Origin of the sequence: Micromonospora sp. NBC_01739 (genome assembly GCF_035920385.1) — a bacterium.
Lineage (GTDB): Bacteria > Actinomycetota > Actinomycetes > Mycobacteriales > Micromonosporaceae > Micromonospora.
This window is the reverse complement of the sequence record NZ_CP109151.1, coordinates 470,205-495,182: the sequence shown is the minus strand read 5'-3', so window position 1 is coordinate 495,182 and position 24,978 is coordinate 470,205. Positions and strand designations below refer to the sequence as shown.

Below are 24,978 nucleotides of genomic sequence, written 5' to 3'. Positions count from 1 at the left end.
TATCATCCGGCCGTAGCTCTGCGGCATTTGTTCGACACTGCCAGAAAGATCATGTGTGCAATCCGTGATCAGCACGAGCACCGCCGGCCGGGGACGGCCGGGCGGTCGTCGGCGGTGGCAGCCGGCGGGGCGGGAGACTCCGCGGTCAGGCGGGCGGGCGCCACTGGGCGGCGATAGCGGCCGTGGTGCCGAGCAGCCGAGGGCTGATGGCGCCCAGGGCGGCGTCGCGGGCACGCAGGGCCAGCCGGCCCCGGGTCTGGAGAACCGCGGACATCCGGCGGGTCTGCCGAACCACGGCCGCCGTGCGGGGACGCCGTGCCCGGTCGTACGCCACCACCGCATCCGGCAGGGTCGACTCGCGCAGCAACGCGGCGAGTGTCGCCGCGTCCTCGAAGGCCAGGCACGCGCCCTGGCCGAGATGCGGCGGCATGGCGTGGGCCGCGTCGCCGAGCAGCACCACTCCGCCGGGCCCGGACGGGAACCCGTACGCCTTCGGCAGCGGGCGCAGCTCGCGGATCTCCTGCTGCACCAGGTCCTCGGGTTCGGTGGCGGACAGCAACTCGTCGACGGGTCCGGGCCAGCCAGCGTACCAGCGGCGCAGCAGGGCCAGCTGGGTCTGCGGCGGTTCGGGTCGGGCCGCACCCGCGGCGGTCGCCATCCAGTAGATGCCGCCCCGGCTGGAGGCACCGGAGGAACCCCGCTCTCCCAGGGAGGCGGCCACGAACCGGTAGCCGGCGCCGAGGATCTCCCCGCCCACCGAATCGGGCAGGCTCGGCGCCCGGTACCAGGGGATCACCGCCCGCCAGGCGGCACAGCCGGAGCTGACCACGCCGGCTTCCGGGGCGAGTTGACGACGGATGAGGCTGTCGACTCCGTCCGCGGCCACCACCAGGTCGGCTTCGAAGGTGTGCCGGCCGTCGCCGACCGCGGGACGCTCACCCGGGGCCACCCGTACGGTCCGCACGGTCACCCCGGTACGCAGTTCCACCCGCTCGCCCAGGCCGGCGATCAACGCGTCGTGCAGGTCCTCCCGGTGCACCACGACGGGCAGCCGCTCGACCGGGACCGGTCTCGGCTGCACCAGCCAGTGACCGTCCGGACGGCGTACCCCGCCGTCGGGCAACGGGGTGGCCACCGCGTCCAGGCCGGCGCCGAGGTCCAGGGCACGCAGGGCCCGGACCCCGTTCGGCCAGAGTACGACCGCGGTCGCCTCCGGGCGGATCCGGTCGGCCTGTTCCAGGAGGGTGACCTGCCAGCCGGACCGGGCTAGCGCACCGGATACGGCCAGGCCGCCCAGCCCGCCGCCGACCACCACCGCGGTCCGCATGGCCACCCCCTCGTTCAGCTGTCGCGTTCGGCGGGGCGGGCCGAGGCCCCCTCGCCGTCGACGGGCTCGTCGTCCGGCCGGTCCCCGGCAGCGCCCGCGTCGGGCTCTCCTGGGGCCGTACCGGTCGGGTCGGGTCCCTCGGGAGGCGCCTCGCCGGTCGCCTGCCAGTGCCGGAACTGCTCCTCGCTGACCGTCCGGTAGCCCTCCGGCGCGGCCGACTGCTCGGCGGCCTGCCGGGCGGACAGGTCCACCTGGGAGACGTCGGAGTCGGCCGTCGGGGCGGCGGCCGCGGCGCCGATCGGGATCAGGTACTGGCGCGGGCCACGGACCAGCAGGAAGTAGGCCAGGGCGCCGAGGAACACCAGCGCCGCGGTCCAGACGTTGAGGCGTACGCCGAAGATGGTGTTGGCCTCGTCGGTCCGCATCATCTCGATCCAGAACCGGCCGGCGGTGTAGCCCATCACGTACAGCGCGAAGGCCCTGCCCCGGCCGAGCCGCAGCTTACGGTCGAGGTAGAAGACCAGGGCGGCGACCCCGACGTTCCACAGCGCCTCATAGGCGAAGGTCGGGTGGTAGAGCCCCTCCTCCAGGATCGGCCGGCCGGCCTCGTCGCGCAGCGCCTGCCCACCCTCCATCCGGTGGATCTCCAGGCCCCAGGGCAGGTCCGTCCGGCTGCCGTACAACTCGTTGTTGAACCAGTTGCCGAGCCGACCGACCGCCTGGGCCAGGGGCAGACCGGGGGCCAGCGCGTCGGCCACCACCGCGAAGGGGATGCCCAACTGCCGGGCGGCGAACCAGGCCCCTACCGCGCCACCGGCGACCGCGCCCCAGATCCCCAGCCCACCCTCGTGGATGTAGAAGACCCTGATCGGGTCACCACCGGTGCCGAAGTACTGCGCCGGTGAGGTGATCACGTGGTAGATCCGGGCGCCGATGATGCCGGCGGGCACCGCCCACAGGGCGATGTCCAGCACCGCGCCGGGAGCTACCCCCCGCTGACGCAGTCGCCGGTCGGTGACCCAGCAGGCCACCACGATGCCGGCGAGAATGCAGAGGGCGTACGCCCGCAGGGGAATCGGCCCGAGATTCCACACGGCGGTACTCGGGCTGGGGATGGCGGCCAGGTAGGTCGGCGAGGCGAGACTCACGGGCGCACCCTACCGCTGCCCACCCCACCACCGTCACCCCGGCCACCCAACCTCCCACCCCCATCCCCCACTCAGCCCCCGCGATCTTGCACTTTCCGTCCCCGCATACCGCCCATTCCCGGCGAATCGGCGACCAAAAGTGCATGATCGACGCGGCTCAGGGGGCGGGGTGAGGGTGCGGGAGGGAGGGGGTGGGGTCAGGGGGTGGGGTGGCGGACGCCGGTGGCCAGGTCGGTGGCCAGGGTGGTGAGGGCGGTCAGGGCGGTGGGGGTGTCGGGGGCGTCCAGCAGGCAGCGGATCAGGGCGCTGCCGACGATCACCCCGTCGGCGTAGCCGGCGACCGTGGCGGCCTGGGCCCCGGTGCCGACGCCGAGCCCGACGCCGACCGGCAGATCGGTCACCGCGCGGACCCGGGAGACCAGCACGGGTGCCGCCTCGGAGGTCTGGCTACGGGCGCCGGTCACCCCCATCAGGGCGGTGGCGTAGATGAAGCCCCGGCAGTGGGCCGCCGTCATCGCCAGGCGCTCGTCCGTCGAGGAGGGCGCCACCAGGAAGGTACGGTCCAGCCCGTGGGCGTCCGAGGCGGCCAGCCACTCGTCCGCTTCGTCGGGAATCAGATCCGGGGTGATCAGCCCGGTACCACCGGCGGCGGCGAGATCCCGGGCGAAGGCGTCGACACCGTACTGCTCGATCGGGTTCCAGTAGGTCATCGTCACCACCGGCGCACCGGTGGCCGTGACCTCCTCGATGATCCGCAGGGCGTCCCGGGTGCGTACGCCCCCGGCCAGGGCGATGTCGCTGGCCCGCTGGATGACCGGACCGTCCATCACCGGATCGGAGTACGGGATCTCCAGCTCGATCACGTCGACCCCGGCGGCCACCATCGCCTTCATCGCCGCGATGCTGCCCTCGACCGTGGGGAAACCGGCCGGCATACAGCCGATCAGCACCGCCCGTCCGTCCGCCCGCGCCTTGTCGAAAACCACCCCGATGCGGCTCATGCCTAGTCTCCGTCCAGAACGCCGAAGTACTTGCCGGCGGTGTGCACGTCCTTGTCACCCCGGCCGGAGAGGTTGACCACGATGGTGGGCTCCCGGCCCAACTCGGCGGTGAGCTTCCCGGCGATGGCCAGGGTGCCGGCCAGGGCGTGCGAGCTCTCGATCGCCGGGATGATCCCCTCGGTACGGCAGAGCAGCTGGAAAGCCGCCATCGCCTCGTCGTCGGTGACCGGCAGATAGGTGGCCCGCCCGGTGTCGTGCAGCCAGGCGTGCTCCGGCCCGATCCCGGGATAGTCCAGGCCGGCGGAGATCGAGTGGGACTCGACCGTCTGACCGTCGGCGTCCTGGAGCACATAGGTGCGGGCGCCGTGCAGCACTCCGCTGGAACCACCGGTGATGCTGGCCGCGTGCCGACCGCTGAGCAGCCCCTCGCCGCCGGCCTCGAAGCCGTACAGCCGCACCTGGGGGTCGTCGACGAAGGCGTGGAAGATGCCGAGGGCGTTGGAGCCGCCCCCGACGCAGGCGGTGACCGCGTCCGGCAGGGCACCGGTGAGGTCCAGACACTGCTGCCGGGCCTCGTCGCCGATGCCCCGGACGAAGTCGCGGACCAGCGCCGGGAAGGGGTGCGGACCGGCTGCGGTACCGATCAGGTAGTGGGTGTCATCGACGTTGGCCACCCAGTCCCGCATCGCCTCGTTCATCGCGTCCTTGAGGGTCCGCGAGCCGGTGGTCACCGGGATCACCGTGGCGCCGAGCATCCGCATCCGGGCCACGTTCAGGGCCTGCCGTTCGGTGTCGACCTGGCCCATGTAGACCACGCAGTCCAGGTCGAACAGGGCGGCGGCGGTGGCCGCGGCGACACCGTGCTGACCGGCACCGGTCTCGGCGATCACCCGCTTCTTGCCCATCCGCCGGGTCAGCAGCGCCTGACCGAGCACGTTGCGGACCTTGTGCGCCCCGGTGTGGTTGAGGTCCTCCCGCTTGAGCAGCACCCGGGCACCGGCCTGGGCGGAGAAGCGGCGGGCCTCGTACAGCAGGGAGGGGGTGCCCGCGTAGTCGCGCATCAGGGCGGCCAACTCGGCACGGAAGCCCTCGTCGACCATCGCCGTACGGTGTGCGGCCTCCAGCTCGTCGAGGGCGGCGACCAGGGCCTCCGGCACGAACCGTCCGCCGAAACGACCGAAGCGGCCGGCGCCGTCCGGGACCTGTGCCGCCGGGCCGACCGACGCCGGGGTGCTCATGCCGTGACCTGCGCGCTCATCGGGGATCCTCTCCCTCGGAATCGATCGGTACGACCTCAGCGCACCGGGCGGGGGGTGGCCGGGTGGTTCCCGGCGTTGACCAGTTCGGCGACCGCCTCGCGGGGGCTCTTCTTGGTGACCAGCCCCTCGCCGACGAGCACCGCGTCGGCACCCGCGGAGGCGTACCGGATCAGGTCGTGCGGACCCCGTACCCCGGACTCGGCGATCTTGACGACGCTGCTCGGCAGGCCCGGGGCGATCCGTTCGAACACCGATCGGTCGACCTCCAAGGTACGCAGGTCGCGGGCGTTGACCCCGATCACCTGCGCCCCGGCCTCCAGGGCCCGGTCGGCCTCCTCCTCATCGTGCACCTCGACCAGTGCGGTCATGCCCAGCGACTCGATCCGCTCCAGCAGGCCGACCAGCACGTTCTGCTCCAGGGCGGCGACGATCAGCAGCACCAGGTCGGCGCCGTGGGCCCGGGCCTCGTGCACCTGGTAGCTGGAGACCACGAAGTCCTTGCGCAGCACCGGGATGTTCACCGCGGCCCGCACCGAGGCCAGGTCCTCCAGCGAGCCACCGAACCAGCGTCCCTCGGTGAGCACGCTGATCGCCCGGGCACCCCCGGCGGCGTACTCACCGGCCAGGTCGGCCGGGTCGGCGATCTCGGCCAGTTGGCCCTTGGACGGTGATGAGCGTTTCACCTCGGCGATGACGGCGACGCCCGGCCGCCGCAGGGCCGCGTACGCGTCCAGCGGTGGTGGAGCGGCGGCGGCGAGTTCACGGATCCGCTCCAGCGGAACCTGCTCCTGCCGCCGGGCCACGTCCTCTCGGACGCCGGCCAGGATCTCGTCGAGCACGCTGGTCGGGGCGGCCGACGAACCGGCTTCGTCCCCCTCCGCGTGCGCATGCTCAGCAGTCACCAACGGACTCCCCTCTCCGGGTGTCATGGGCCGATGCTAGGTGGCCCGGCCTGGAACCGCCCGCCGGGGGTATGGCGCTCCTCACGAGATGGGCTGGGGCATAATGGCCGACTTGCGCGCACACGTGGTAACTCTACGTCACCAGTAGATCGACAGTCACCCATGCGAGCGCTCATCGGAAGTGATCGACGCCTCATCACGATCACCCTCGATGCTGTGAGCTACCTCAAGGACCAAGGACTCTTTGCCTGGTCAGGGGGGCTACCTCAGTGTTGACGTTGCAGTCATCACTACGAAACGTGAACCGCGCAGCATCGTTCTCGGGCAGACTCAGGTTCGCGCCTGCCCCTTCACCACGACGATCCTCCCGGGGTGCTTCATGAGTTCCTCCGCGCCGCACCAGACCATCGGACTCACCACCATCTCCCGCACCGTCGCGTCGCTCGCCGTCGGTGTCGTCCACACGGTCGAGCGCGCGGTGGGCGACCCCACCCGGATCCGGACCGCCCGGGGCAACGCCTGGGAGGCCGTCTGCGCCGACCGGGCCCGCGCAGACCAACGGGCCGCCCTGGACCAACTGGTCGCCGAACTCGCCGCCACCCGGGTCCGCGACCGGGAACCGGTCAGCTGACCAACCCGCCACACCGACCGGCCGCAGCCACCTAGCTCAGCCGCCACGCGGCCGGACGTCCACGCAGCTCGGCCGTCGCGCGGCGCGGCGGTTTCAGCGCACCGTGGGGTCCTCGCCCCGGTCCAAGGCCTCCCAGGCGTCCCTCGTACCGGCGCCCTCGATCGGGCCGCCGCTGTCGACGGCCTGCCCGGAGCGGCGTTCGTACCGGGCACCCATCGCCGGCCACCGGTCACCCCGCAGCGCGGTCAACACCCCACCGGCCGCGGCGATCAGGCCACCGAGCAGGGTGAGGGCCGGCCACTGCCGGCTGACCTGGTCGCCCAGGTCGGCCACCAGCCCGTAGCCGCCACCGGCGGCCATGGCCAGGCCGAGCAGCGCCAACAGCCCGCCGACCCCCCGGCGCAGCCAGCCGCCGGTGGCCAGCATCGCGCCACCCCCGGCCAGCCCCACCAGGGCCAGCGCCGGCAACCACGGCAGCAGACCGGCGCCGCTGCCCTCCTCGTCGAGGGCCGAGCCGGTGGCCTGCACCGTCCAGGTGCGGGTCACCGCCCAGAGGGCCAGCCCCGCGCCGGCCAGGCAGGCCAGCACGGCGTACGCCAACTCACGCCGCGCCGAAGGTCGCGCCGCCACCTGCGGCTCGCTCAGCTCGCTCACCGGATCGACCTGCCCGCCACGACATCCACCCGCGATCGTCGGGCCGGGATCACCATGCGTACGGTCATCGGGCCGGCCTCAGGGTCTCCGCCGCGGCGATGGCCGCCAGGACGGCGGCGGCCTTGTTCCGGGTCTCCTGGTCCTCGGCGGCCGGGTCGGAGTCGGCCACCACCCCGGCCCCGGCCTGCACGTAGGCCCTACCGGCGCGCATCAGAGCGGTCCGGATCGCGATCGCCATGTCCAGGTCGCCACCGAAGCCGAAGTAGCCGACCGTACCGCCGTAGAGACCACGGCGTACCGGTTCCAACTCCTCGATGATCTCCATGGCGCGCACCTTCGGGGCCCCGGAGAGGGTGCCCGCCGGGAAGGTCGCGGCGAGGGCGTCGAAGGCCGTGCGGTCCTCGCGCAGGGTGCCGACGACCGTGGAGACGATGTGCATCACATGGCTGTACCGCTCGATGGTGGCGAACTCCGGCACCTCGACCGTGCCGGGCCGGCAGACCCTACCCAGGTCGTTGCGTCCCAGGTCGACCAGCATCACATGCTCGGCCCGCTCCTTGGGGTCGGCCAGCAGTTCGGCGGCCAGACGGGCGTCGGCCTCCGGGGTGACCCCGCGCGGACGGGTGCCCGCGATCGGGTGCAGCAGGGCCCGCCGCTCACCACCCTCCTCGATGGTCACCTTGAGGTGCGCCTCCGGGGAGGAGCCGACGATGTCGAAGTCGTCGAAGCGCAGCAGGTACATGTAGGGGCTGGGGTTGGTGGTGCGCAGCACCCGGTAGACGTCCAGCGGGTCGGCCTCGGTGTCGCGTTCGAACCGTTGGGCCAGCACGATCTGGAAGCACTCGCCGGCCCGGATGGCCTCCTTGGCCGCCTCGACCGCCTTGGGGTAGCCCCCGTCGGGGGTACGGCTGCGTACCTCACCGACCGGCTGGCGGTGCACCGTGGAGACCATCGGGGGGATCGGCCGGGACAGGGCGGTCGTCATCGCGTCCAGCCTGCCCACCGCGTGGTGGTAGGCGGCGGCGACCAGGGCCTCCCGGCCCGGCTCGTCCAGCGGGGGCAGGACCGCGTTGGCCACCAGGATCGCCGAGCCGTCGAAGTGGTCCAGCACCACCAGGTCGGTGGCGAGCATCATGCCCAACTCGGGTACGCCCAGGTCGTCCTCGGTCAGGTCGGGCAGCCGCTCGAACCGCCGGATCAGGTCGTAGCCGAGGTAGCCGACCATCCCCCCGGTCAGCGGGGGCAGCCCGGCCTGCGGATCACCCGGGGGCCCGGCCAGCGCGCTCACGGTCGCCCGCAGCACCTCGACCGGGTCACCGCTGGTCGGCAGGCCGGTCGGTGGGGTGCCGAGCCAGGTGGCCGCACCGTCGCGCTCGATCAGGGTGGCGCTGCTGCGTACCCCGACGAAGGAGTACCGGGACCAGGACAGTCCCGCCGAGCCGACCCCCTGCTCGGCGGACTCCAACAGGAAGGTTCCCGGGCCACCGGCTAACTTGCGGTAGACCCCCACCGGAGTCTCCGCGTCGGCGAGCAGCCGACGGGTCACCGGCACCACCCGCCACCGGGCGGCCAACTCGGTGAAGGTGGCCTCGTCCGGGCTGACCCGACCGTCCGTCACGAGGTCACCTCCCCGGTGACCGGAAGCTCCGTGTGAAAGCAGGTGCGCTCCCCGGTGTGGCAGGCCGCACCCACCTGGTCGACACTGACCAGCAGGGCGTCGCCGTCACAGTCCAGGGCCACCGACCGGACGTACTGGTGGTGGCCGGAGGTGGCGCCCTTGACCCAGTACTCCCGGCGGCTGCGCGACCAGTAGGTGGCCCGGCCGGTGGTCAGGGTGCGGTGCAGGGCCTCGTCGTCCATCCAGGCGACCATCAGCACCTCACCGCTGTCGTGCTGCCGGACCACGGCGGCCACCAGACCCTCCGGGGTACGGCGCAGCCGGGCGGCGATCGCCGGGTCCAGCCGGGAGGGCCGGTCCGGGCCGCCGGAGGGTGGCGCTTCGTGGTGGGCGCCGGTCACCGGCGCGTCAGGTACGGACACAGTTAGCCATTGTTCCGCACGCGGCGCGGGTACCCCACCGGACTCCCGCCCGCCAGACACAGGTGGCTCGTCGGCAGCCTTGGGCGGGACGGCGGGCGCAGCCGGAGCACTGGTGGCGTTGGGCGGGCCGGCGGGTCGGGCCAGTTGGGTGATGTAGCGGTCCAGGCGGCCGTCGAGCAGGGCCTCGGCGAGGTCCGGGCCGCCCGCCTCGGCCACCTCGGCGGCGTACGGGCGGATCAGCGGCAGGATGCCGGCCACCAGTCGGGCGGCGGCGGCCCACAGGGGGCCGGTCGAGCCGGGCCACAGCCCCAGGCAGCGCAGCATGTCGTCGCGGTACCCGGCCGGGGCCACCGGCAGGTCCAGGGCGGCCGTGAAGGCCGACCGGCGGGACGCCACCCGGACGGTGGGATTGGCCAGTCGCAGCACCGACGGGCAGAGCCGGGCCAGGTCGGCGGCGGCCAACCGCAGGCCGAGCCGATCGGTGGCGTCCCGGGCCGAGGCCACCTTGCCGAGGGTGGCGATCAACTCCTCCAGCCGTGGCTCGTCGGCCGGCTGGCAGAGCACCGGCAGATCGATCCGGGCCCGCCAGCGCGGATCGGCCCACAGCAGCCGGGCGGGGGCCGTCACGGGCAGACCGAAGGCCCAGTCGGCCGGCTCGCCCAGCCGGGTGACCCAGGAGCGGATGTCCCGAGCGGCGACGGAGACATGGGTGAGTCGGCCGGAGTGCTCCGCGAAGTAGGCCCGACAGGCCGCGTACGGGGCACCTCCGACCAGCAGGTCGACATCCACGTCGCTGTGCGCGGTGGCGGCCCGGCGGGCGTGACTGCCGCGCAGCAGGATGCCCACCACGGGTCGGTCGGCGCTCGCCCGCAGCCGTGCGGTCCAGTCGGCGAAGAAACGACTGTCCGGTGACGGAGCGTGATCCACCGCGCCATCCTGCCGCATGTCCGATCTAAGGTGCAATGCCCGATGACAGACCCGTTGTACCTTACGGAGCTCTCCGCCATGTCGTCGGCAGGCGCGCATCGAGGGACGCAGGCGTCGCCATTGCTCCGCCGAAACTGATTCCCCCAGCGCCGATCGCCACAGATGATGAGTTTCTCGGAGGTGGCCGATGGTCGACGCGATCGTCGTCCGTGGCCTGGTCGTGGACCGGGGCGGGCGGCGAGTTCTGGACGGCATCGACGCCGTCGTTCCCGGCGGCACGGTCACCGGGCTGCTCGGGCCGAGCGGAAGCGGCAAGACCACCCTGATGCGGGCGATCGTCGGGGTGCAGGTGATCACGGCTGGCGCGGTGACCGTGCTGGGTCAGCCGGCCGGCTCGGCAGGTCTACGCCACCGGGTCGGCTACCTGACCCAGGCCCCGAGCGTCTACGCCGACCTCACCGTCCGGGAGAACGCCCGCTACTTCGCCGCCCTGCACGGCCGAGGCGCGGCCGAGGCGGACCGGGCCGTGGCCGATGTGGGGCTGGCCCCGGCGGCAGGGCAGTTGGTGGGCAACCTCTCCGGTGGGCAGCGCAGCCGGGCGTCACTGGCCTGCACCCTGGTCGGTGACCCGGAGTTGGTCGTGCTCGACGAACCGACGGTCGGCCAGGACCCGGTGTTGCGCGCCGACCTCTGGGCCCGTTTCCACGAGCTGGCCGCGACCGGGACGACCCTGCTGGTGTCCAGTCACGTCATGGACGAGGCGGCCCGCTGCGACCGGCTGCTGCTGATCCGCGCCGGACGGCTGATCGCCGACGACACCCCGGACGCCGTCCGGGCCGCCGCCGGGGTGGACGACCTCGACGAGGCGTTCCTGCGACTGATCCGAGCGGGCGAGACCAAGCCGACCGGGGAGGCGGGATGAACCCCCGAATCCTGTTCGCCACCGTCGGGCGCATCCTGCGCCAACTGCGTCACGACCGGCGGACGGTGGCCCTGCTGGTGGTCGTGCCCACCGTGCTGCTGACCCTGATCTACTACATGTACGCCGACCAGCCCACCGTGCCGGGAAGGCCGTCCGCCTTCGACCGGATCGCCCTGGTCATGCTCGGCTTCTTCCCGTTCATCATCATGTTCCTGGTGACCAGCATCGCCATGCTCCGCGAGCGGACCACCGGCACGCTGGAACGACTGCTCACCACCCCGCTGGCCAAGGCCGACCTGCTCTTCGGGTACGGCATCGCCTTCGGATTGGCCGGCGCGGTGCAGGCCACCATCGCCTCGGCCGTGACGTACTGGGTCTTCGGCCTGCACACCGCCGGCAGCAGCGGACTGGTGATCATGATCGCCGCGTTGAACGCGGTGCTGGCCGTCGCGCTCGGGCTGCTGTGCAGCGCCTTCGCCCGCACCGAATTCCAGGCCGTACAGTTCATGCCGGTCGTGGTCGCGCCGCAGATGCTGCTCTGTGGGCTGTTCGTGCCGCGGGAGCAGATGGCGGGCTGGCTGCAGGCGGTCAGCGACGTGCTGCCCCTGACGTACGCCGTCGAGGCCCTGCAAGAGGTCGGCGCGCACGCCGAGCCGACGGCGACCATGTGGCGTGACGTGGCCGTGGTCGCCGCCGTGACGGTGCTGGCGTTGCTGCTCGCCGCGGCCACCCTGCGACGACGCAGCGGCTGACGCCGGGCCTCCGGGCCCCGGGATCAGCCTGGGCCCGCTACCTCACCGCCCCGCTGCCCGACCAAGATCAGCGGGTCTGTTCCAGCCAGGAGGCGTAGAGCAGGGCGTAGACGGAATCGGGGTCGGCTACCAACTCGTCGTGCGGGCCCCGCTGCACGATCCGACCCCGGTCCACCACGATCACCTCGTCGGCGTTCTGGGCGGTGGAGAGCCGGTGCGCGATGGCCAGGGTGGTGCGCCCCCGGGTCACCGCGTCCAGGGTCCGTTGCAGCCGGACCTCCGTGGCCGGGTCGACCGCGCTGGTCGCCTCGTCCAGCACCAGCAGGTCCGGGTCGGCCACGTACGCCCGGGCCAGGGCGACCAACTGCCGCTCCCCCACGCTGAGCGCCTCACCTCGCTCACCGACGCCGGTGGCCAACCCGGCCGGCAGGCCCTCCAGCCAGTCACTCAACCCCAGCTCGGTGAAGGCGGCGGTGAGTTGCTCGTCGGTCAACTCCGGACGGCCGAAGCGGACGTTGTCGGCCACGGTGGCGTCGAACAGGAAGCCGTCCTGCGGCACCATCACCACCCGGGAGCGCAGCGACTCGAACCGTACGTCCGTCAGCGGCACCCCGGAGAGCAGCACCTGGCCCTGCGAGGGATCCATCAGTCGGGTGAGCAGTTTGGCGAAGGTGGTCTTGCCGCTACCGGTCTCCCCGACCACGGCCACCCGACTCTTCGCCGGGATCTCCAGGCTGACCTCGTGCAGCACGGTGGGACCGTTCGGATAGGCGAAACTCACCCCGGCGAAGCGGATGTCCAGCGGGCCGGGTGGCAGGTCCCGCCCCTGCTCGCCCGGGTCGGCCACGTCGGGAGTCAGGTCCAGCACATCCAGCACCCGACGCCAACCGGCGATCGCGTTCTGCGCCTCGTTGAGCACCTCGGTGGCGATCTGCACCGGCTGGATGAACAGGGTGACCAGGAACAGGAAGGCGGTGACCTCACCGATGCTCAGGGTCTGGTCGGCCCCGAGCAGCACCCCGACGACCACCACCCCGGCCAACGCCACCCCGGCCGCCAACTCCCCGACGGAGCTGCCCAGGATGCTGATCCGGATCGCCTTCTGCTGGGCCAGCCGTTGGGAGTCGATCGCCTGGTCCAGCCGCCGGGCGGTCCGCCCGGCGATACCGTACGCCCGGATCACCGGCGCCCCCACCACGCTCTCGCCGACCGCGCCGAGCAGGGCGCCGGTGCGTTGCCGCACCACCCCGTAGGCGGCGGCCAGTCGGCGCTGAAGCAGCCGGATCACCACGACCGCGGGCACGAAGGCGGCATAGACCACAAGGGTCAGTTGCCAGGAGTACGCCAGCATCACCGCGGTGGTGACCGCCAACTGCCCCAGGTTGACCAGCAGGATCACCCCGCCCCACTGGAGGAACTGGGTGATCTGGTCGACGTCGCTGGTCACCCGGGAGACCAACGAACCACGCCGCTCGGACTGCTGGTGCAGCATCGACAGGTCGTGCACGTGCCGGAAGGCCCGCACCCGCACGTTGGCCAGGGCGGTCTCGCTGACGGTGAACAGCCGCCGCATCATCAGGTAACCGCAGACGGTGGTCACCACCAGCACCGCCCCGGTCACGGCCACCACGCTGAACAGCGCGTTCAGGTCCAGCCCGCCGACGATGCCCCGGTCGATGCCCTGCTGCACGGCCACCGGCACGGCCACCCGCCCGACCATGTAGACCAGGGCCAGGCCGAGAGTGCCGGCCAGCCCGACCCGCAACTCCGGCGAGAGAGCCAGCCCACGGCGCATCGTCTGCCAGGTCGACTCGGCCCGCTCCGCCGCCTCTGCGTTGCTCGCGCTCACCGGATCACCTTCCGTTCCCGACTGCGGGACTCCGCTGCGCTGCGTTCCTCGCGCTCACCGGGCCTGCCTTCCGTTCCCGACTGCGGGACTCCGCTGCGCTGCGTTCCTCGCGCTCACCGGTCCACCTCCAGGCCGGTGGGCAGGGGGGTGACCTCGTCGTACTCCGCCGCGCTCTGCTGCTCGACCTCGGCCTGCTCGTAGGCCGTCACCAGGTCGACGTAGCCGGGCACGGTGGCCAGCAGGGTCGAGTGGGGGCCGCGCGCGATCACCCGGCCCTGCTCCAGGTAGATGACCTCGTCGGCCAGGGCGATGGTGGCCCGGCGGTAGGCCACCACCAGGATCGAGGCGCCGGGACCACCCCCGGTCGAGGAGCGCAGCCCGGCCAGGATGGCCGCCTCCACCCGGGGATCCACCGCGCTGGTCGCGTCGTCGAGCACCAGCAGGCGGGGCCGCCCGGCCAGCGCCCGGGCCAGGGTCAGTCGCTGCCGCTGCCCACCGGAGAGGGAGGTGCCCCGCTCACCGACCATGGTGTCCAGCCCGTCGGGCAGGGCGGCGACGAACCCGTCGGCCTCGGCCAGCCGCAACGCGGCCCAGACCGCCTCGTCGTCGATACCCGGCCGGTCCAGGGAGACGTTGGCCCGGATGGTGTCGTCGAAGACAAACGGCACCTGGGCCACCAGCGCCGCGTTGGCGGCCAGGGAGTCCGCGGTCAACTCCCGGACGTCCACCCCGTCCAGGCAGACCGTGCCGGACAGCGGATCCACCAGTCGTACGGCCAGCGAGGCGATGGTGGACTTGCCGGCCCCGGTCGGCCCGACCAGGGCCACCGTCTTGCCGGCCTCGACCGTGAAGGAGACCTCGCCGAGCACCTGCGTACCGGGCAGATGCGCCTCGGCGGGTTCGTAGGCGAAGCCGACCTCGGTGAAGGTGAGCGAGGCCGGCGCGGTCGTGGAGGGCAGCCGGGTGTCGCCGTACGGCATCTCGCCGGTGGCCTGCAGGACCCGGTTGACCCGGTCCCACCCGGCGACACTGCGCGGCAACTCGGCCAGCACCCAGCCGATCGCCCGCACCGGGAAGGCCAGCACGGTGAACAGGAAGGCCACGCTGACCAGGTCCGCGACGTCGATGGCCCCCTGACGCAGGCGGTACGCCCCGACCACCAGCACCGCCAGGGTGCCGAGGCTGGGCAGGGTCTCCAACATCGGGTCGAAGATGCCGCGCAGCCGCCCGACGGAGATCAGGGCGTCGCGCAGTTGCCCGGCCCGGTCGGCGAACCGGGCGGTCTCCTGGCTCTCCCGTCCCATGGTCTTGACCACCAGGGCACCGTCGAAGCTCTCGTGGGCGATCCCGCTGACCTCGGCCCGCAGCCGCTGGGCACGGGCCTGACGCGGGGCCATCCGCCGGGAGTAGGCCACGTTGAGCGCGAACAGGGCCGGGAAGACCGCCAGCCCGACCAGCGCCAGCGCCCAGTCGGTGAAGAAGAGTGAGGACACCGCCCCGACCAGCATCACCAGGGTGCCGACCGCGAAGGGCAGCGGCGCGATCGGCTGCCAGGCCGCCTCCACGTCGGAGTTGGCGTTGGACAGCAGGGTGCCGGTGGCGTTGCGGTGGTGCCAGGACAGCGGCAGCTCCAGGTAGCGACGGGTGACCCGGCGCCGATAGGCGGCCTGGAGTCGGTACTGCATGTAGCCGGCGCCGAGTCGTCGGCCGAAGATGCCGACCACCCGCAGCACACTGAGCCCGAACAGGGCGGTGGCCGCGATGGCCAGGGCGCTGACCCCCACCGAGCCGCTCTCGATCGCCGGGACCACCACCTCGCCGACCACCCGGCCGACGATGAAGGCGCTGGCCACCACCATCGCGCCGAACAGCACACTGCCGCTGACCGCGACCGCGAAAATCCTCGGCTGCTCGCGGATGGCCCGCCCCAGGACGGCCAGACCACGACCCAGCACATCCCGACTAGTCCCGCTCGCCACTGTCTCCCCCGCCGTAAGCCGCCAATATCCTCTCTCATCCTTACCGTTGTCCGCTCCCCCCGCCGACCCCCCGGTGATATGTCCGACGTCACCCTCCGGGGACAACCAGGCACGACGGCCCATCCGGCGAGGTCGGTGAAATGGGCCTAGCATCGCTGTCATGTCGCGGTACGCCCGATCGGAGCGCAAGGCGCTCGCCGACCTGATGTCCACGCTGGGACCGCAGGCCCCTACCGTCAACGAGGGTTGGACGGTGCGTGACCTCGCCGCCCACCTGGTGATCCGCGAACGTCGGCCGGACGCCGCCGCCGGCATCCTGTTGCCCCCGCTGCGGGATCGCGGCGAACGGGTCCGCCGGCAGGTCGCGGCCGGCGACTGGGCCGACCTGCTCGACCAGGTGCGAAACCCTCCGGTGTGGAGCCCGATGAGCAACCCCCTGACCGACGAGCTGGCCAACACCCTGGAGTTCTTCATCCACCACGAGGATGTCCGCCGGGCCCAGCCGCAGTGGCAGCCGCGCGAGTTGCCGGCCGGGCTGGACCAGACCCTGTGGCGGCGCACCTCGACGATGGCCCGCCTGCGGCTGCGTCGTTTCCCCGCCCGACTGGTCGTGCAGGCACCGGGGCACGGTGAGGTCGTCACCGGCCAGGGCGGCGAAACGGTGCGTCTGGTCGGCCCCCCGGGCGAATTGACCCTGTTCCTGTCCGGTCGGCAGCGGGTGGCCCGGGTGGAGATCGAGGGCCCGACGGCCCTGGCGGACCGGCTGCGCGGGGCCAAGCTGGGCTTTTAGCTAGGTGTGCAGAACCGGCCACCGACCACACCCGAATAGTTATCTGGTGCGTACCGTGAGTTGATCGAGCCTCCCGTACGCTTGCCGCGCCGCTCCGCCCGGGGCGACAGGAACAGGGAAACTCGATGCGAAGCTTTGCGCTGTCCGTCCTGCGAGAACCGCCCTTCACCGCGGATCAGCACCAGGACACCGAGGCGCTGGCGCAGGAGAGCGAGAGCTGGGCGCAGCGGCTGGGACTGATCAGTAACGGACAGCGGTTGCGTCGCGCGGACGCTGCCGGGCTGGCCGGCCGGGCCTGCCCGCAGGCACCCCGTGATCGCCTGCGCCTGCTGTCCGACCTGATCTCCTGGCTGTTCGTGATGGACGACGCCTGCGACGAGGACGGTCTGGGGGCCGATCCGACCCGCCTGGCCCCCACCCTGGCGGCCCTGCTGGACGTACTGGATCAGCAGGGTGGCCGGGACGCCGACCCGGCCGCCGGCGCGTTGGGGGCGGCGCTGGCCGACCTGTGCCGCCGGGTACGCGCCCACGACCGGCCGGCCGTGTTGCTGCGGTTCACCTCGGCCATGCGGGAGTACCTGCTGGCCCTGCTCTGGGAGGCGGCCAACCGGGAGCACGACCGGGTGCCCCCGGTGCACGAGTACGTGCAGATGCGTCGGCACACCGGCGGGGTCTTCCCCAGCCTCACCCTGACCGACCTGGCCCTGGACGGCTTCCCCTCGGCCGAGCACCGGGCCGACCCGCAGTGGGCCGCCCTGGATCAACTCGCGGCCAACCTGATCTGCTGGTGCAACGACGTCTTCTCGTACCGCAAGGAGCATCGGGCCGGGCCGGACGCGCATAACCTGGTCACCGTCCTGAGCCGGGAGACCGGCGACGAGACCGCGGCGATCCGAGCCGCGGCGGCCCGCTTCAACGAGGAACTCGGCACCTACCTGACCACGGAGAGCGACCTGCTGGCGCAGCACGGCGAGGCGGTCCGGCCGGCGTTGGCGACCCGCCGGAACTGGATCCGGGCGACCTACGACTGGTCCCTGGCAGCGCAGCGCTACGCCTGAACGGGCCGACCGGAGCGGAAACCGGCCGGTGGATGATCGACGGGGCTAGCCGACTCCCCGCACAGGCAATACCCTTCGGTAACGAACACTCGACGTGACGATGGTCACGCCTCCACCCCCGAAGGCGGCTACAGCGATGGCTCTCGATGTACCGTACCGTTCCATTCCTGACATGTTCCTCAAGCGCGTGGCGGCCACCCCCGACCGCCAGGCTTTCGGTCGTCCCGGCCCGGACAACTCCCCGGTATGGCTGACCTGGGCGCAGGTCGCCGAGCGGGCCAAGGCGGTCGCCGCCGGTCTGCACGGCCTGGGCGTCGGCCAGGAGGACCCGGTGGCGATCCTGGCGAACACCCGGCTCGACTGGGTCATCGCCGATTTCGGCATCATGTGTGCCGGCGGTGCCACCACCACGGTCTACCCCACCACGGAGCCCGACGACGCGACCTACATCATCGCCGACTCCGGTTCCAAGGTGCTGTTCGCCGAGGACCCCAGCCAGGCGGCGAAGATCGCCGGGGCCCAGCTGCCCGCGCTGACCCACGTGATCCTCATCGACGGGGAGCCCGACCCCTCGGCTGCCGTACCCCAGCTCACCCTCGCCCAGCTGGAGAAGCAGGGCGCCGAGCGGCTGGCCGAGGATCCGGAGCTGGTCGACCGCCTGGTCTCCGAGATCGGCCCGGACCACCTGGCCACCCTGATCTACACCTCCGGCACCACCGGCCGCCCCAAGGGGGTCGAACTGCTGCACGGTGGCTGGTGCTGGGAGGGTGTAGCCCAGGAGGCGGTCGGTCTGCTGCGCAATGACGACCTCCAGTACCTCTGGCTGCCGCTGTCGCACTCCTTCGGCAAGACCCTGCTCTGCGGGGCCACCCACGTCGGCCTGCCGACGTATGTCGACGGCCGGGTCGACAAGCTGGTCGAGCTGCTCTCGGTGGTCCGACCGACCCTGATGTGCGGTGCCCCCCGGGTGTTCGAGAAGGTCTACAACAAGTCGGTGACCACCGCCCAGGACGCCGGTGGCGCCAAGGCGAAGATCTTCGCCTGGGCGGTCGGGGTCGGCAAGGAGAAGGTCGCCCTGGAGCAGGCCGGCAAGCCCCTGCCCGGCGGCCTGAAGTTCAAGTACTCGCTGGCCGAGAAGCTGGTCTTCAGCAAGCTCCAGGCCCGCCTCGGTGGCCGGATCCGGGTACTGGTGTCCGGTGCCGCCCCGCTCAGCCCGGAGATCGCCACCTTCTTCGCCGCCGCCAACCTGCCCATCTCCGAGGGGTACGGGCTGACCGAGTCCAGCGCCGGCAACTTCGTCAACCCGCCCAACGGGCTGCGCATCGGCACGGTCGGCAAGGCGATGGGTGACCTGGAGTGCCGCATCGACACCGACGGGGAGATCCTGATCAAGGGTCGTCCGGTGATGCGCGGCTACCACAACCTGCCCGAGGAGACCGCCGCCGCCTTCACCGAAGACGGCTTCTTCCGCACCGGTGACATCGGCGAGCTCGACGCCGACGGCTACCTGCGGATCACCGACCGGAAGAAGGACCTGGTCAAGACCTCCGGCGGCAAGTACATCGCCCCCTCGTACATCGAGGGCATGTTCAAGGCGACCTGCCCGTACACCTCGCAGGCGGTGGTCATCGGCCAGGCCCGCAACTACTGCACCATGCTGGTCACCCTGGACCCGGACGCCATCGTCGGCTGGGCGGCCGGCACCCCCCTGGAGGGTCGGCCGTACGCCGAGATCGTCGCCTCGCCGGAGGCCAAGGCGATGGTCGAGGAGTACGTCGCCCAGCTCAACAGCAAGCTCAACCGCTGGGAGACCATCAAGCAGGTCACCATCCTGCCGCGCGACCTGACCATCGAGGACGGCGAGATCACCCCGTCCCTGAAGATCAAGCGTCGCGGGGTGGAGAGCAACTTCTCCACCGAGATCGACAAGATGTACACCGGCACGGTCGCCGAACTCTGACGGCGATCCGCTCCGAGCCGGCCCCGCACCCCACCCAGGGCGCGGGGCCGGCTCGTTGCCTCCCGACCGCTCAGGCGATGACGCTGGGTTCCCGCCAGCGGGGCGCCCCGCCCCGGTCCAGGTCGTAGCGGACCGCGGCGAGCCGCCCGACCGCCTCGACCAGGTCGGCCGAGGGCAGGGTGAAGGGCAGTCGCAGGAAACGCTCCAGGGTGCCGTCCAGGCCGAACCGGGGACCGGGGGCCAGGCGTACCCCGACCTCCTCGGCCGCCCGCGCCAGGGCGCTGGAGATCGGCCCGTCCAGCTCGGCCCAGAGGGTCACCCCACCCCGGGGCACGGTGACCCGCCACTCCGGCAGCCGCGCCGCCAGGGCCCCGAGCAGGGCGTCGCGCTGGGCGGTCAACTGGGCCCGCCGGGCGGCCACGATGGTCGGCGCGGCGGCCATCAGGTGTACGGCGACCAGTTGGTCCAGGACCGGGCTGGCCATGTCCACCCCCACCCGGGCTGCGGCCAGCCGCTGCACCTGTGGGGCGGAGGCGCGGATCCAGCCGATCCGCAGCCCACCCCAGAAGGGCTTGCTCATCCCGCCGATGCTGACCACCCGGGAGTGCCGGTCGAAGCTGGCGGTAGGCGGCGGCAGGGGGGAGTCGTCCAGCGACAGGTCCACGAAGGACTCGTCGATGACGAGGTCGGTGCCGACCGCGTGGGCGGTGGCCACCAGCCGCTCCCGCAGGTCGGCCGACATCAGGTGACCGGTCGGATTCTGGAAGTCGGGGATCAGGTACGCGACCCGGGGACGCACCTGCCGCAGCGAGCCGAGCAGGAGGTCGGCGTCCCAGCCGTTCAGCTCGGCGGCCAGGCCGTGGGTGGTGATCCGGGCCCGCCGGGCGGCCAGGGCGGCCAGGGCGTTGGGGTAGCTCGGCGACTCCACCAGCACGCTGCCACCCGGGGCCAGGGCCAGACGCAGCACCAGATCCAGCGCGTGCTGGGTGCCGTTGGTGACCATGATCTGATCCGGTGAGGTGGGCAGGCCCCGGTCGGCGTAGGCCTGGGCCACCGCCTCCCGCAGCTCGATGATGCCGATCGGGTGGTACCCGGCACCCCCGAGGTAGCGCGGCAGGTCCTCGGCCGCCGCGCGGGCGGCCGGCAGCAGCTCCGGTGGGGCGGCCAGGGCCGCCACCCCGAGATCGAGCATGTCCCGGTCGTCCAGCGGGATCCACAGGCCGTTGCTGGCCACCCGGTGGGTTCCGGGCAGCATGGTCCAGCTGCCCGCACCGCGCCGACTGGCCAGGTGTCCGCTGTCGCGCAGTTCGCGGTAGGCGGCCGTGACGGTGGTCCGGCTGATCTGCAGCGCCTCGGCCAGGTCCCGCTCGGCCGGCAGCCGTACCCCCAGCGGTAGCCGACCGTCCGCGAGCAGGCCGCGTACCGCACCGGCCAGGGCGGCGTAGTCCGGTCTGCGTCGGCGGCCCGGCAACGCATGCCACTGCCCTAGCAGGCGGGCCAATTGGGCTCCGCGTACCTGACTGGTCATGGCCGCTCCCCCGATATTGGCTCTTTCTGACCCTCAATTGGCCACTAGGGTGGCAGGAGTGACTTTGATTGGCAACCTGCGGCATCGTCCGGTGCGACGGCTGGTGCAACTGTTCGTCGGCCTGCTGCTGTACGGAGCCAGCATGGCGATGATGCTCCGTTCCGAACTCGGCCTGAACCCCTGGGACGTGTTCCACCAGGGGGTTTCCCGGCTCACCGGGCTGAGCATGGGCACGGTGGTCATCCTCGTGGGGGCGGTGGTCCTGCTGGCCTGGATCCCCCTGCGGGAACGTCCCGGCCTCGGCACGGTGGCCAATGTGCTCGTGGTCGGCCTGACGGTCGACCTGACCCTGGCCCTGCTGCCGCCGGTGGAGAACCTCGCCGTCCAGATCGTCCTGCTGACCGCCGGGATCGTGGGTAACGGGCTGGCCACCGCCCTCTACCTCGGGGCCCGCCTCGGGCCCGGTCCCCGGGACGGGCTGATGACCGGTTTCGTCGCCCGCCGGCCGGGACTCTCGTTGCGCCTGGTCCGCACCGTCCTGGAGATCGGGGTACTGGCCGTGGGCGCGCTGCTCGGCGGGAAACTCGGCATCGGCACGGTCGCCTACGCCCTGGCCATCGGGCCGCTGACGCAACTCTTCCTGCCCCACTGCGACGTGCCGGAGCCGCAACGGGAGGCCCCAGCACGGGTCGAGACGGCATCGACCGTCTGACGGTCACTCAGAGCAATCACCCTGCTCGACGGCCGGCCGTGACCACCGAGGTCACGGCCCTGCCTTCCGGCCCGCATATAACCGCCCGTAACTCTTGGGTGGGTGGTGTTTTCTTGACCCCGGATGGGACGGCAGAATCCTCACATGGGGGAGAACGCCTGGCGCCGGACGGATGCATGGATCTTCGTCTCGCTGGTGATCGCCAGCGGTGCGGGACGGCACCGGCGGTCCCCGACCACCCGCCGCCCGGAGGGCGTACGCCTGGCCGATGTGCTGTCCACGGCCGACCATCTTGACCAGAGCATCCCGGAGCGGCACGACATCGAGGAGGCGATCCGGCGGCTGCTCGGTGCCGGCCTGGTCGATGTCGCCGACGGCTGGTTCCGGATCACCCCGGACGGCGAACGGCTGTGGCGGTCCCGGCCCACCGCCGGGCTGGCCACCACGGTCGACACCGTGCAGAGTGTGCTCAGCCGCCGGCACGCGCCGGGGTCGGCCGAATGGCACCTGGACGAGGCCGAGCACGCCGCCGCCGTACAGGAGTATCTGGTCCGGACCATCCCGATGCCCCGCCGTTCCCCGGAGGGGCATTCCGGCCGCAACTGAGCCCGCGAGGGCTCAGCGGGCCGGGTGCCTGAGCCCCGCGAGGGCCAGCGGCCGGGGTGCCTGAGCCGCGGCGAGGGTCAGCGGACCGGGTGACCGGCCGTGCGCAGGGCGTCCTTGACCTGGCCTACGGTCAGCTCCCCGAAGTGGAAGACACTGGCCGCCAGCACCGCGTCGGCGCCGGCACCGATCGCCGGTGGGAAGTGGGCCACCTCGCCCGCGCCGCCGCTGGCCACCACGGGAACCTCGACCACCCGGCGGACCGCCCCGATGAGTTCCAGGTCGAAGCCCGCCTTGGTGCCGTCGGCGTCCATGGAGTTGAGCAGGATCTCCCCGGCGCCCAGCTCCGCGCCGCGCTGCGCCCACTGCACGGCGTCCAGCCCGGTGCCCCGTCGGCCGCCGTGGGTGGTGACCTCGAAGCCGCTGGGGGTGGTGCCGGCCGGGGCCCGTCGTACGTCCAGGGAGAGCACCAGCACCTGCCGACCGAACCGGTCGGCGATCTCGGCGATCAACTCGGGTCGGGCGATCGCTGCCGTGTTCACCCCGACCTTGTCGGCTCCGGCGCGCAGCAGGGTGTCCACGTCGGCGACCGCGCGTACCCCACCGCCGACGGTCAACGGGATGAAGACCGACTCGGCCGTACGCCGCACCACGTCCAGCATGGTGCCCCGGTCACTGGAGGAGGCGGTCACGTCCAGGAAGGTCAACTCGTCCGCGCCCGCCCGGTCGTAGGCCGCCGCCAACTCGACCGGATCACCGGCGTCGCGCAGGTCGAGGAAGTTCACCCCCTTGACCACCCGACCCGCGTCCACGTCGAGACAGGGGATCACCCGTACCGCCACCGTCATGACATCAGCCTTTCGTCGCGCCTCGGACCCGCTGCGCCCCCGTCCGAGGCCGCCGGCGGTGTTAACCGGGGTCCCCTGCTCTACCGCAGGCGTTAACAAGGGGCCCTTCCTTACTGCTCGCCCTACTGCTCGGCCAGGGTCTGGAGGGCCTGGGCGACCGTGAAGGCACCGGCGTAGAGGGCCTTTCCGGCGATCACACCCTCGACTCCGATGGGTTCCAGGGTGGCCAGGGCCCGCAGGTCGTCCAGGGTCGAGACACCCCCGGAGGCGATCACCGGGGCGTCGGTACGGGAGCAGACCTCCCGCAGCAGGTCCAGGTTCGGCCCCCGCATGGTGCCGTCCTTGGTGATGTCGGTGACCACGTACCGGGCGGCACCGGCCTTGTCCAGGCGCTCCAGCACCTCGTACAGGTCACCGCCGTCGCGGGTCCAGCCCCGGGCCGCCAGGGTGCGTCCCCGCACGTCCAGCCCGATCGCCACCCGGTCGCCGTACTCGCCGCAGATCCGGTCGCACCACTGCGGGTCCTCCAGGGCGGCGGTGCCGATGTTCACCCGGGCCGCACCGGTGGCCAGGGCGGCCCGCAGTGAGGCGTCGTCGCGGATGCCACCGGACAACTCCACCTGCACGTCGAGCCGACGCACCACCTCGGCCAGCAGTCCGGCGTTGGAGCCCCGGCCGAAGGCCGCGTCCAGGTCGACCAGGTGGATCCACTCGGCGCCGTCCCGCTGCCAGGCCAGGGCGGCCTCCAACGGGTCACCGTAGGTGGTCTCGCTGCCTGCGGCGCCCTGCACGAGCCGGACGGCCTGGCCGTCGGCGACGTCCACGGCGGGCAACAGAGTGAGGCTCACGTGTCTTTGTCCTTCCAGAGTCAGGAACGGCGGTCCAGGGCGATCACCACGATCACCGGCAGTACGAGCAGCAACAGCACGATCAACACGACACGCAGCGCCAGGTCCGGTACGAGCACCCAGATCAGGGTGATCATCGCCAGGGTCAGCGCCGCGATGGTGGCCCGTTCCCTCCGGGAGTAGCGCAGCAGGCGTCCCGTACGCCCACGTCGCACCGTGGGCACCATCCGCCGGACCAGCGCCCGGCGGCGGGCCCGGCGGGCCATGGCCCGTTCCCGGGCCACCCGTCTGCGCGCCGCCTCGGCCTCCCGGGCCGCCCGGCGACGGGCCCGCTCCTTGCTCACCGGGCCCCCCGCCGCACCCGGCCGCCCGGCCACGCCGGGCCGTTCGGTTCAGCCATCGGTGGGGAGTGTGGCCAGCCAGTTGCGCAGCAACATGGCGCCGGTGTCGGCGGATTTCTCCGGGTGGAACTGGGCGGCCGACAGCGGCCCCCGCTCCACCGCGGCGACGAAGTCGGCCTCGTGGTGGGCGATGGTCACCCGAGCGCCGGCGGCGGTCAGGGCGGCCGGGTCGCAGACGGCGTACGAGTGGACGAAGTAGAACCGACTGTCCGTCGGCAACCCGGCGAACAGCACCGAACCGGCCGGCGGCTCGACCGTGTTCCAGCCCATGTGCGGCAGCCGGGCGGCCGGCAACCGGCTGACGTTGCCGGGCAGCAGGCCCAGTCCCTTGGTGACGACCCCGTGTTCGTCACCGGACTCGAAGAGGATCTGCATGCCCACGCAGATGCCCAGCACCGGACGGCCGGCGGCTACCCGTCCGGCGATCACCGGACCGGCACCCAGGGCCTCGATGCCGGCCATGCAGGCGGCGAAGGCACCGACCCCGGGCACCACCAGACCTTCGGCGTCGGCCGCGGCGGCCAGGTCGTCGGTGACGGTGACCTCGGCACCGGCGGCGGCCAGGGCCCGCTCGGCGGAGCGCAGGTTGCCCGAGCCGTAGTCGAGCACCACCACCCGGGGCCGGGGGGTGTCGCGGTCCGTCACGATCCCTCCCCGGGCAGCAGCCACAACACCCCGGCCACGGTGGCCAGCACCGCCAGCAGGGCGGTGACCACGACGGCCCCGCGCGGGGCGCCCTGCCGGTGCAGGGACCAGGTCCCGCCCACCAGCACCCCGGCGAAGATCAGCAGCAGGGTCGGCAGGATCCCGCTCATCGACGCCACCCCCGCCCGTACCGC

General features: G+C 72.3%; 24 protein-coding genes and 1 pseudogene. 8 read left to right on the top strand and 17 right to left on the bottom strand.

The window, feature by feature from the left end; translation table 11 throughout:
• Window positions 1-145: 145 nt before the first annotated feature.
• The 5 genes from OIE53_RS02285 to trpC all read right to left on the bottom strand — a co-directional run bounded on the left by OIE53_RS02285 (window position 146) and on the right by trpC (window position 5,574).
• Window positions 146-1,327 (bottom strand): FAD-dependent oxidoreductase, encoded by a 1,182-nt coding sequence (locus tag OIE53_RS02285; protein ID WP_327024888.1) that lies wholly within the window; start codon window positions 1,325-1,327, stop codon window positions 146-148.
• Window positions 1,328-1,341: 14 nt separating this feature from the next.
• Window positions 1,342-2,475: a prolipoprotein diacylglyceryl transferase gene (lgt, locus tag OIE53_RS02280; protein WP_327024887.1), complete on the bottom strand. Its 1,134-nt coding sequence runs from the start codon at window positions 2,473-2,475 to the stop codon at window positions 1,342-1,344.
• Window positions 2,476-2,672: 197 nt separating this feature from the next.
• A complete protein-coding gene (gene trpA / locus OIE53_RS02275; protein ID WP_327024886.1) occupies window positions 2,673-3,476 on the bottom strand; it encodes a tryptophan synthase subunit alpha in 804 nt (267 codons plus the stop codon).
• 2 nt (window positions 3,477-3,478) lie between these two features.
• Window positions 3,479-4,714 (bottom strand): tryptophan synthase subunit beta, encoded by a 1,236-nt coding sequence (trpB, locus tag OIE53_RS02270; protein WP_327024885.1) that lies wholly within the window; start codon window positions 4,712-4,714, stop codon window positions 3,479-3,481.
• A gap of 56 nt (window positions 4,715-4,770) precedes the next feature.
• A complete protein-coding gene (trpC, locus tag OIE53_RS02265) occupies window positions 4,771-5,574 on the bottom strand; it encodes an indole-3-glycerol phosphate synthase TrpC (protein WP_327027038.1) in 804 nt (267 codons plus the stop codon).
• A 442-nt stretch (window positions 5,575-6,016) separates the two neighbouring features.
• Here trpC and OIE53_RS02260 point away from each other — a divergent pair, with 442 nt between their 5' ends.
• Window positions 6,017-6,268 carry a hypothetical protein gene (locus OIE53_RS02260; RefSeq protein WP_327024884.1) on the top strand — a complete coding sequence of 84 codons (252 nt, stop codon included), beginning with the start codon at window positions 6,017-6,019 and terminating at the stop codon, window positions 6,266-6,268.
• A 93-nt stretch (window positions 6,269-6,361) separates the two neighbouring features.
• Here the strand turns inward: OIE53_RS02260 and OIE53_RS02255 are convergent, their stop codons facing one another.
• From OIE53_RS02255 to OIE53_RS02240, 4 genes and pseudogenes are all read right to left on the bottom strand, one after another.
• Window positions 6,362-6,913, bottom strand: coding sequence for a Trp biosynthesis-associated membrane protein (locus OIE53_RS02255; RefSeq protein WP_393338557.1), 552 nt, complete (start codon window positions 6,911-6,913; stop codon window positions 6,362-6,364).
• 73 nt (window positions 6,914-6,986) lie between these two features.
• Window positions 6,987-8,540, bottom strand: a complete 1,554-nt coding sequence (locus tag OIE53_RS02250) for an anthranilate synthase component I (RefSeq protein ID WP_327024882.1) — start codon at window positions 8,538-8,540, stop codon at window positions 6,987-6,989.
• Window positions 8,537-8,962 carry a phosphoribosyl-AMP cyclohydrolase gene (gene hisI, locus OIE53_RS02245; protein ID WP_327027037.1) on the bottom strand — a complete coding sequence of 142 codons (426 nt, stop codon included), beginning with the start codon at window positions 8,960-8,962 and terminating at the stop codon, window positions 8,537-8,539. Before hisI ends, OIE53_RS02250 begins: the two co-directional genes overlap by 4 nt.
• A 240-nt stretch (window positions 8,963-9,202) precedes the next feature.
• Window positions 9,203-9,907, bottom strand: a pseudogene (locus OIE53_RS02240) (phosphoribosyl-AMP cyclohydrolase); the annotation flags it as partial.
• Between the two features lie 169 nt (window positions 9,908-10,076).
• Here OIE53_RS02240 and OIE53_RS02235 point away from each other — a divergent pair.
• Window positions 10,077-10,811, top strand: a complete 735-nt coding sequence (locus OIE53_RS02235) for an ABC transporter ATP-binding protein (RefSeq protein ID WP_327024881.1) — start codon at window positions 10,077-10,079, stop codon at window positions 10,809-10,811.
• The gene (locus tag OIE53_RS02230) at window positions 10,808-11,563 is read left to right on the top strand and encodes an ABC transporter permease (protein ID WP_327024880.1); all 756 of its coding nucleotides are present in this window, start codon (window positions 10,808-10,810) and stop codon (window positions 11,561-11,563) included. The genes OIE53_RS02235 and OIE53_RS02230 overlap by 4 nt, the downstream gene beginning before the upstream one ends.
• Window positions 11,564-11,630: 67 nt before the next feature.
• Here the strand turns inward: OIE53_RS02230 and OIE53_RS02225 are convergent, their stop codons facing one another.
• Together OIE53_RS02225 and OIE53_RS02220 are read right to left on the bottom strand one after the other, a co-directional pair.
• Window positions 11,631-13,358, bottom strand: coding sequence for an ABC transporter ATP-binding protein (locus tag OIE53_RS02225; protein ID WP_327027036.1), 1,728 nt, complete (start codon window positions 13,356-13,358; stop codon window positions 11,631-11,633).
• 167 nt (window positions 13,359-13,525) lie between these two features.
• Window positions 13,526-15,391 (bottom strand): ABC transporter ATP-binding protein, encoded by a 1,866-nt coding sequence (locus OIE53_RS02220; protein ID WP_327024879.1) that lies wholly within the window; start codon window positions 15,389-15,391, stop codon window positions 13,526-13,528.
• Between the two features lie 160 nt (window positions 15,392-15,551).
• Between OIE53_RS02220 and OIE53_RS02215 the strand changes: the two genes are divergently transcribed.
• The 3 genes from OIE53_RS02215 to OIE53_RS02205 all read left to right on the top strand — a co-directional run bounded on the left by OIE53_RS02215 (window position 15,552) and on the right by OIE53_RS02205 (window position 19,199).
• Window positions 15,552-16,181, top strand: coding sequence for a TIGR03085 family metal-binding protein (locus OIE53_RS02215; protein WP_327024878.1), 630 nt, complete (start codon window positions 15,552-15,554; stop codon window positions 16,179-16,181).
• 125 nt (window positions 16,182-16,306) lie between these two features.
• Window positions 16,307-17,239, top strand: coding sequence for a terpene synthase family protein (locus OIE53_RS02210; RefSeq protein WP_327024877.1), 933 nt, complete (start codon window positions 16,307-16,309; stop codon window positions 17,237-17,239).
• Window positions 17,240-17,375: 136 nt separating this feature from the next.
• Window positions 17,376-19,199: an AMP-dependent synthetase/ligase gene (locus tag OIE53_RS02205; protein ID WP_327024876.1), complete on the top strand. Its 1,824-nt coding sequence runs from the start codon at window positions 17,376-17,378 to the stop codon at window positions 19,197-19,199.
• A 70-nt stretch (window positions 19,200-19,269) separates the two neighbouring features.
• Here the strand turns inward: OIE53_RS02205 and yczR are convergent, their stop codons facing one another.
• Window positions 19,270-20,727 (bottom strand): MocR-like transcription factor YczR, encoded by a 1,458-nt coding sequence (gene yczR, locus OIE53_RS02200; RefSeq protein ID WP_327024875.1) that lies wholly within the window; start codon window positions 20,725-20,727, stop codon window positions 19,270-19,272.
• A gap of 58 nt (window positions 20,728-20,785) precedes the next feature.
• Between yczR and yczE the strand changes: the two genes are divergently transcribed.
• Window positions 20,786-21,439 carry a membrane protein YczE gene (gene yczE, locus OIE53_RS02195; RefSeq protein WP_327024874.1) on the top strand — a complete coding sequence of 218 codons (654 nt, stop codon included), beginning with the start codon at window positions 20,786-20,788 and terminating at the stop codon, window positions 21,437-21,439.
• A 144-nt stretch (window positions 21,440-21,583) separates the two neighbouring features.
• Entirely contained in the window at window positions 21,584-22,045 is a 462-nt protein-coding gene (locus tag OIE53_RS02190) for a hypothetical protein (protein ID WP_327024873.1), read from the top strand.
• 77 nt (window positions 22,046-22,122) lie between these two features.
• On the opposite strand, the gene hisF is transcribed toward OIE53_RS02190, so the two are convergent.
• From hisF to OIE53_RS02165, 5 genes are all read right to left on the bottom strand, one after another.
• Window positions 22,123-22,890, bottom strand: a complete 768-nt coding sequence (gene hisF, locus OIE53_RS02185; protein ID WP_327024871.1) for an imidazole glycerol phosphate synthase subunit HisF — start codon at window positions 22,888-22,890, stop codon at window positions 22,123-22,125.
• A 122-nt stretch (window positions 22,891-23,012) separates the two neighbouring features.
• Window positions 23,013-23,738, bottom strand: a complete 726-nt coding sequence (priA, locus tag OIE53_RS02180) for a bifunctional 1-(5-phosphoribosyl)-5-((5-phosphoribosylamino)methylideneamino)imidazole-4-carboxamide isomerase/phosphoribosylanthranilate isomerase PriA (RefSeq protein ID WP_327024870.1) — start codon at window positions 23,736-23,738, stop codon at window positions 23,013-23,015.
• A gap of 20 nt (window positions 23,739-23,758) precedes the next feature.
• The gene (locus OIE53_RS02175) at window positions 23,759-24,082 is read right to left on the bottom strand and encodes a hypothetical protein (RefSeq protein ID WP_327024869.1); all 324 of its coding nucleotides are present in this window, start codon (window positions 24,080-24,082) and stop codon (window positions 23,759-23,761) included.
• Window positions 24,083-24,130: 48 nt separating this feature from the next.
• Window positions 24,131-24,784, bottom strand: coding sequence for an imidazole glycerol phosphate synthase subunit HisH (gene hisH, locus OIE53_RS02170; protein WP_327024868.1), 654 nt, complete (start codon window positions 24,782-24,784; stop codon window positions 24,131-24,133).
• Window positions 24,781-24,954 carry a hypothetical protein gene (locus OIE53_RS02165; protein WP_327024867.1) on the bottom strand — a complete coding sequence of 58 codons (174 nt, stop codon included), beginning with the start codon at window positions 24,952-24,954 and terminating at the stop codon, window positions 24,781-24,783. Before OIE53_RS02165 ends, hisH begins: the two co-directional genes overlap by 4 nt.
• Window positions 24,955-24,978 lie beyond the last annotated feature (24 nt).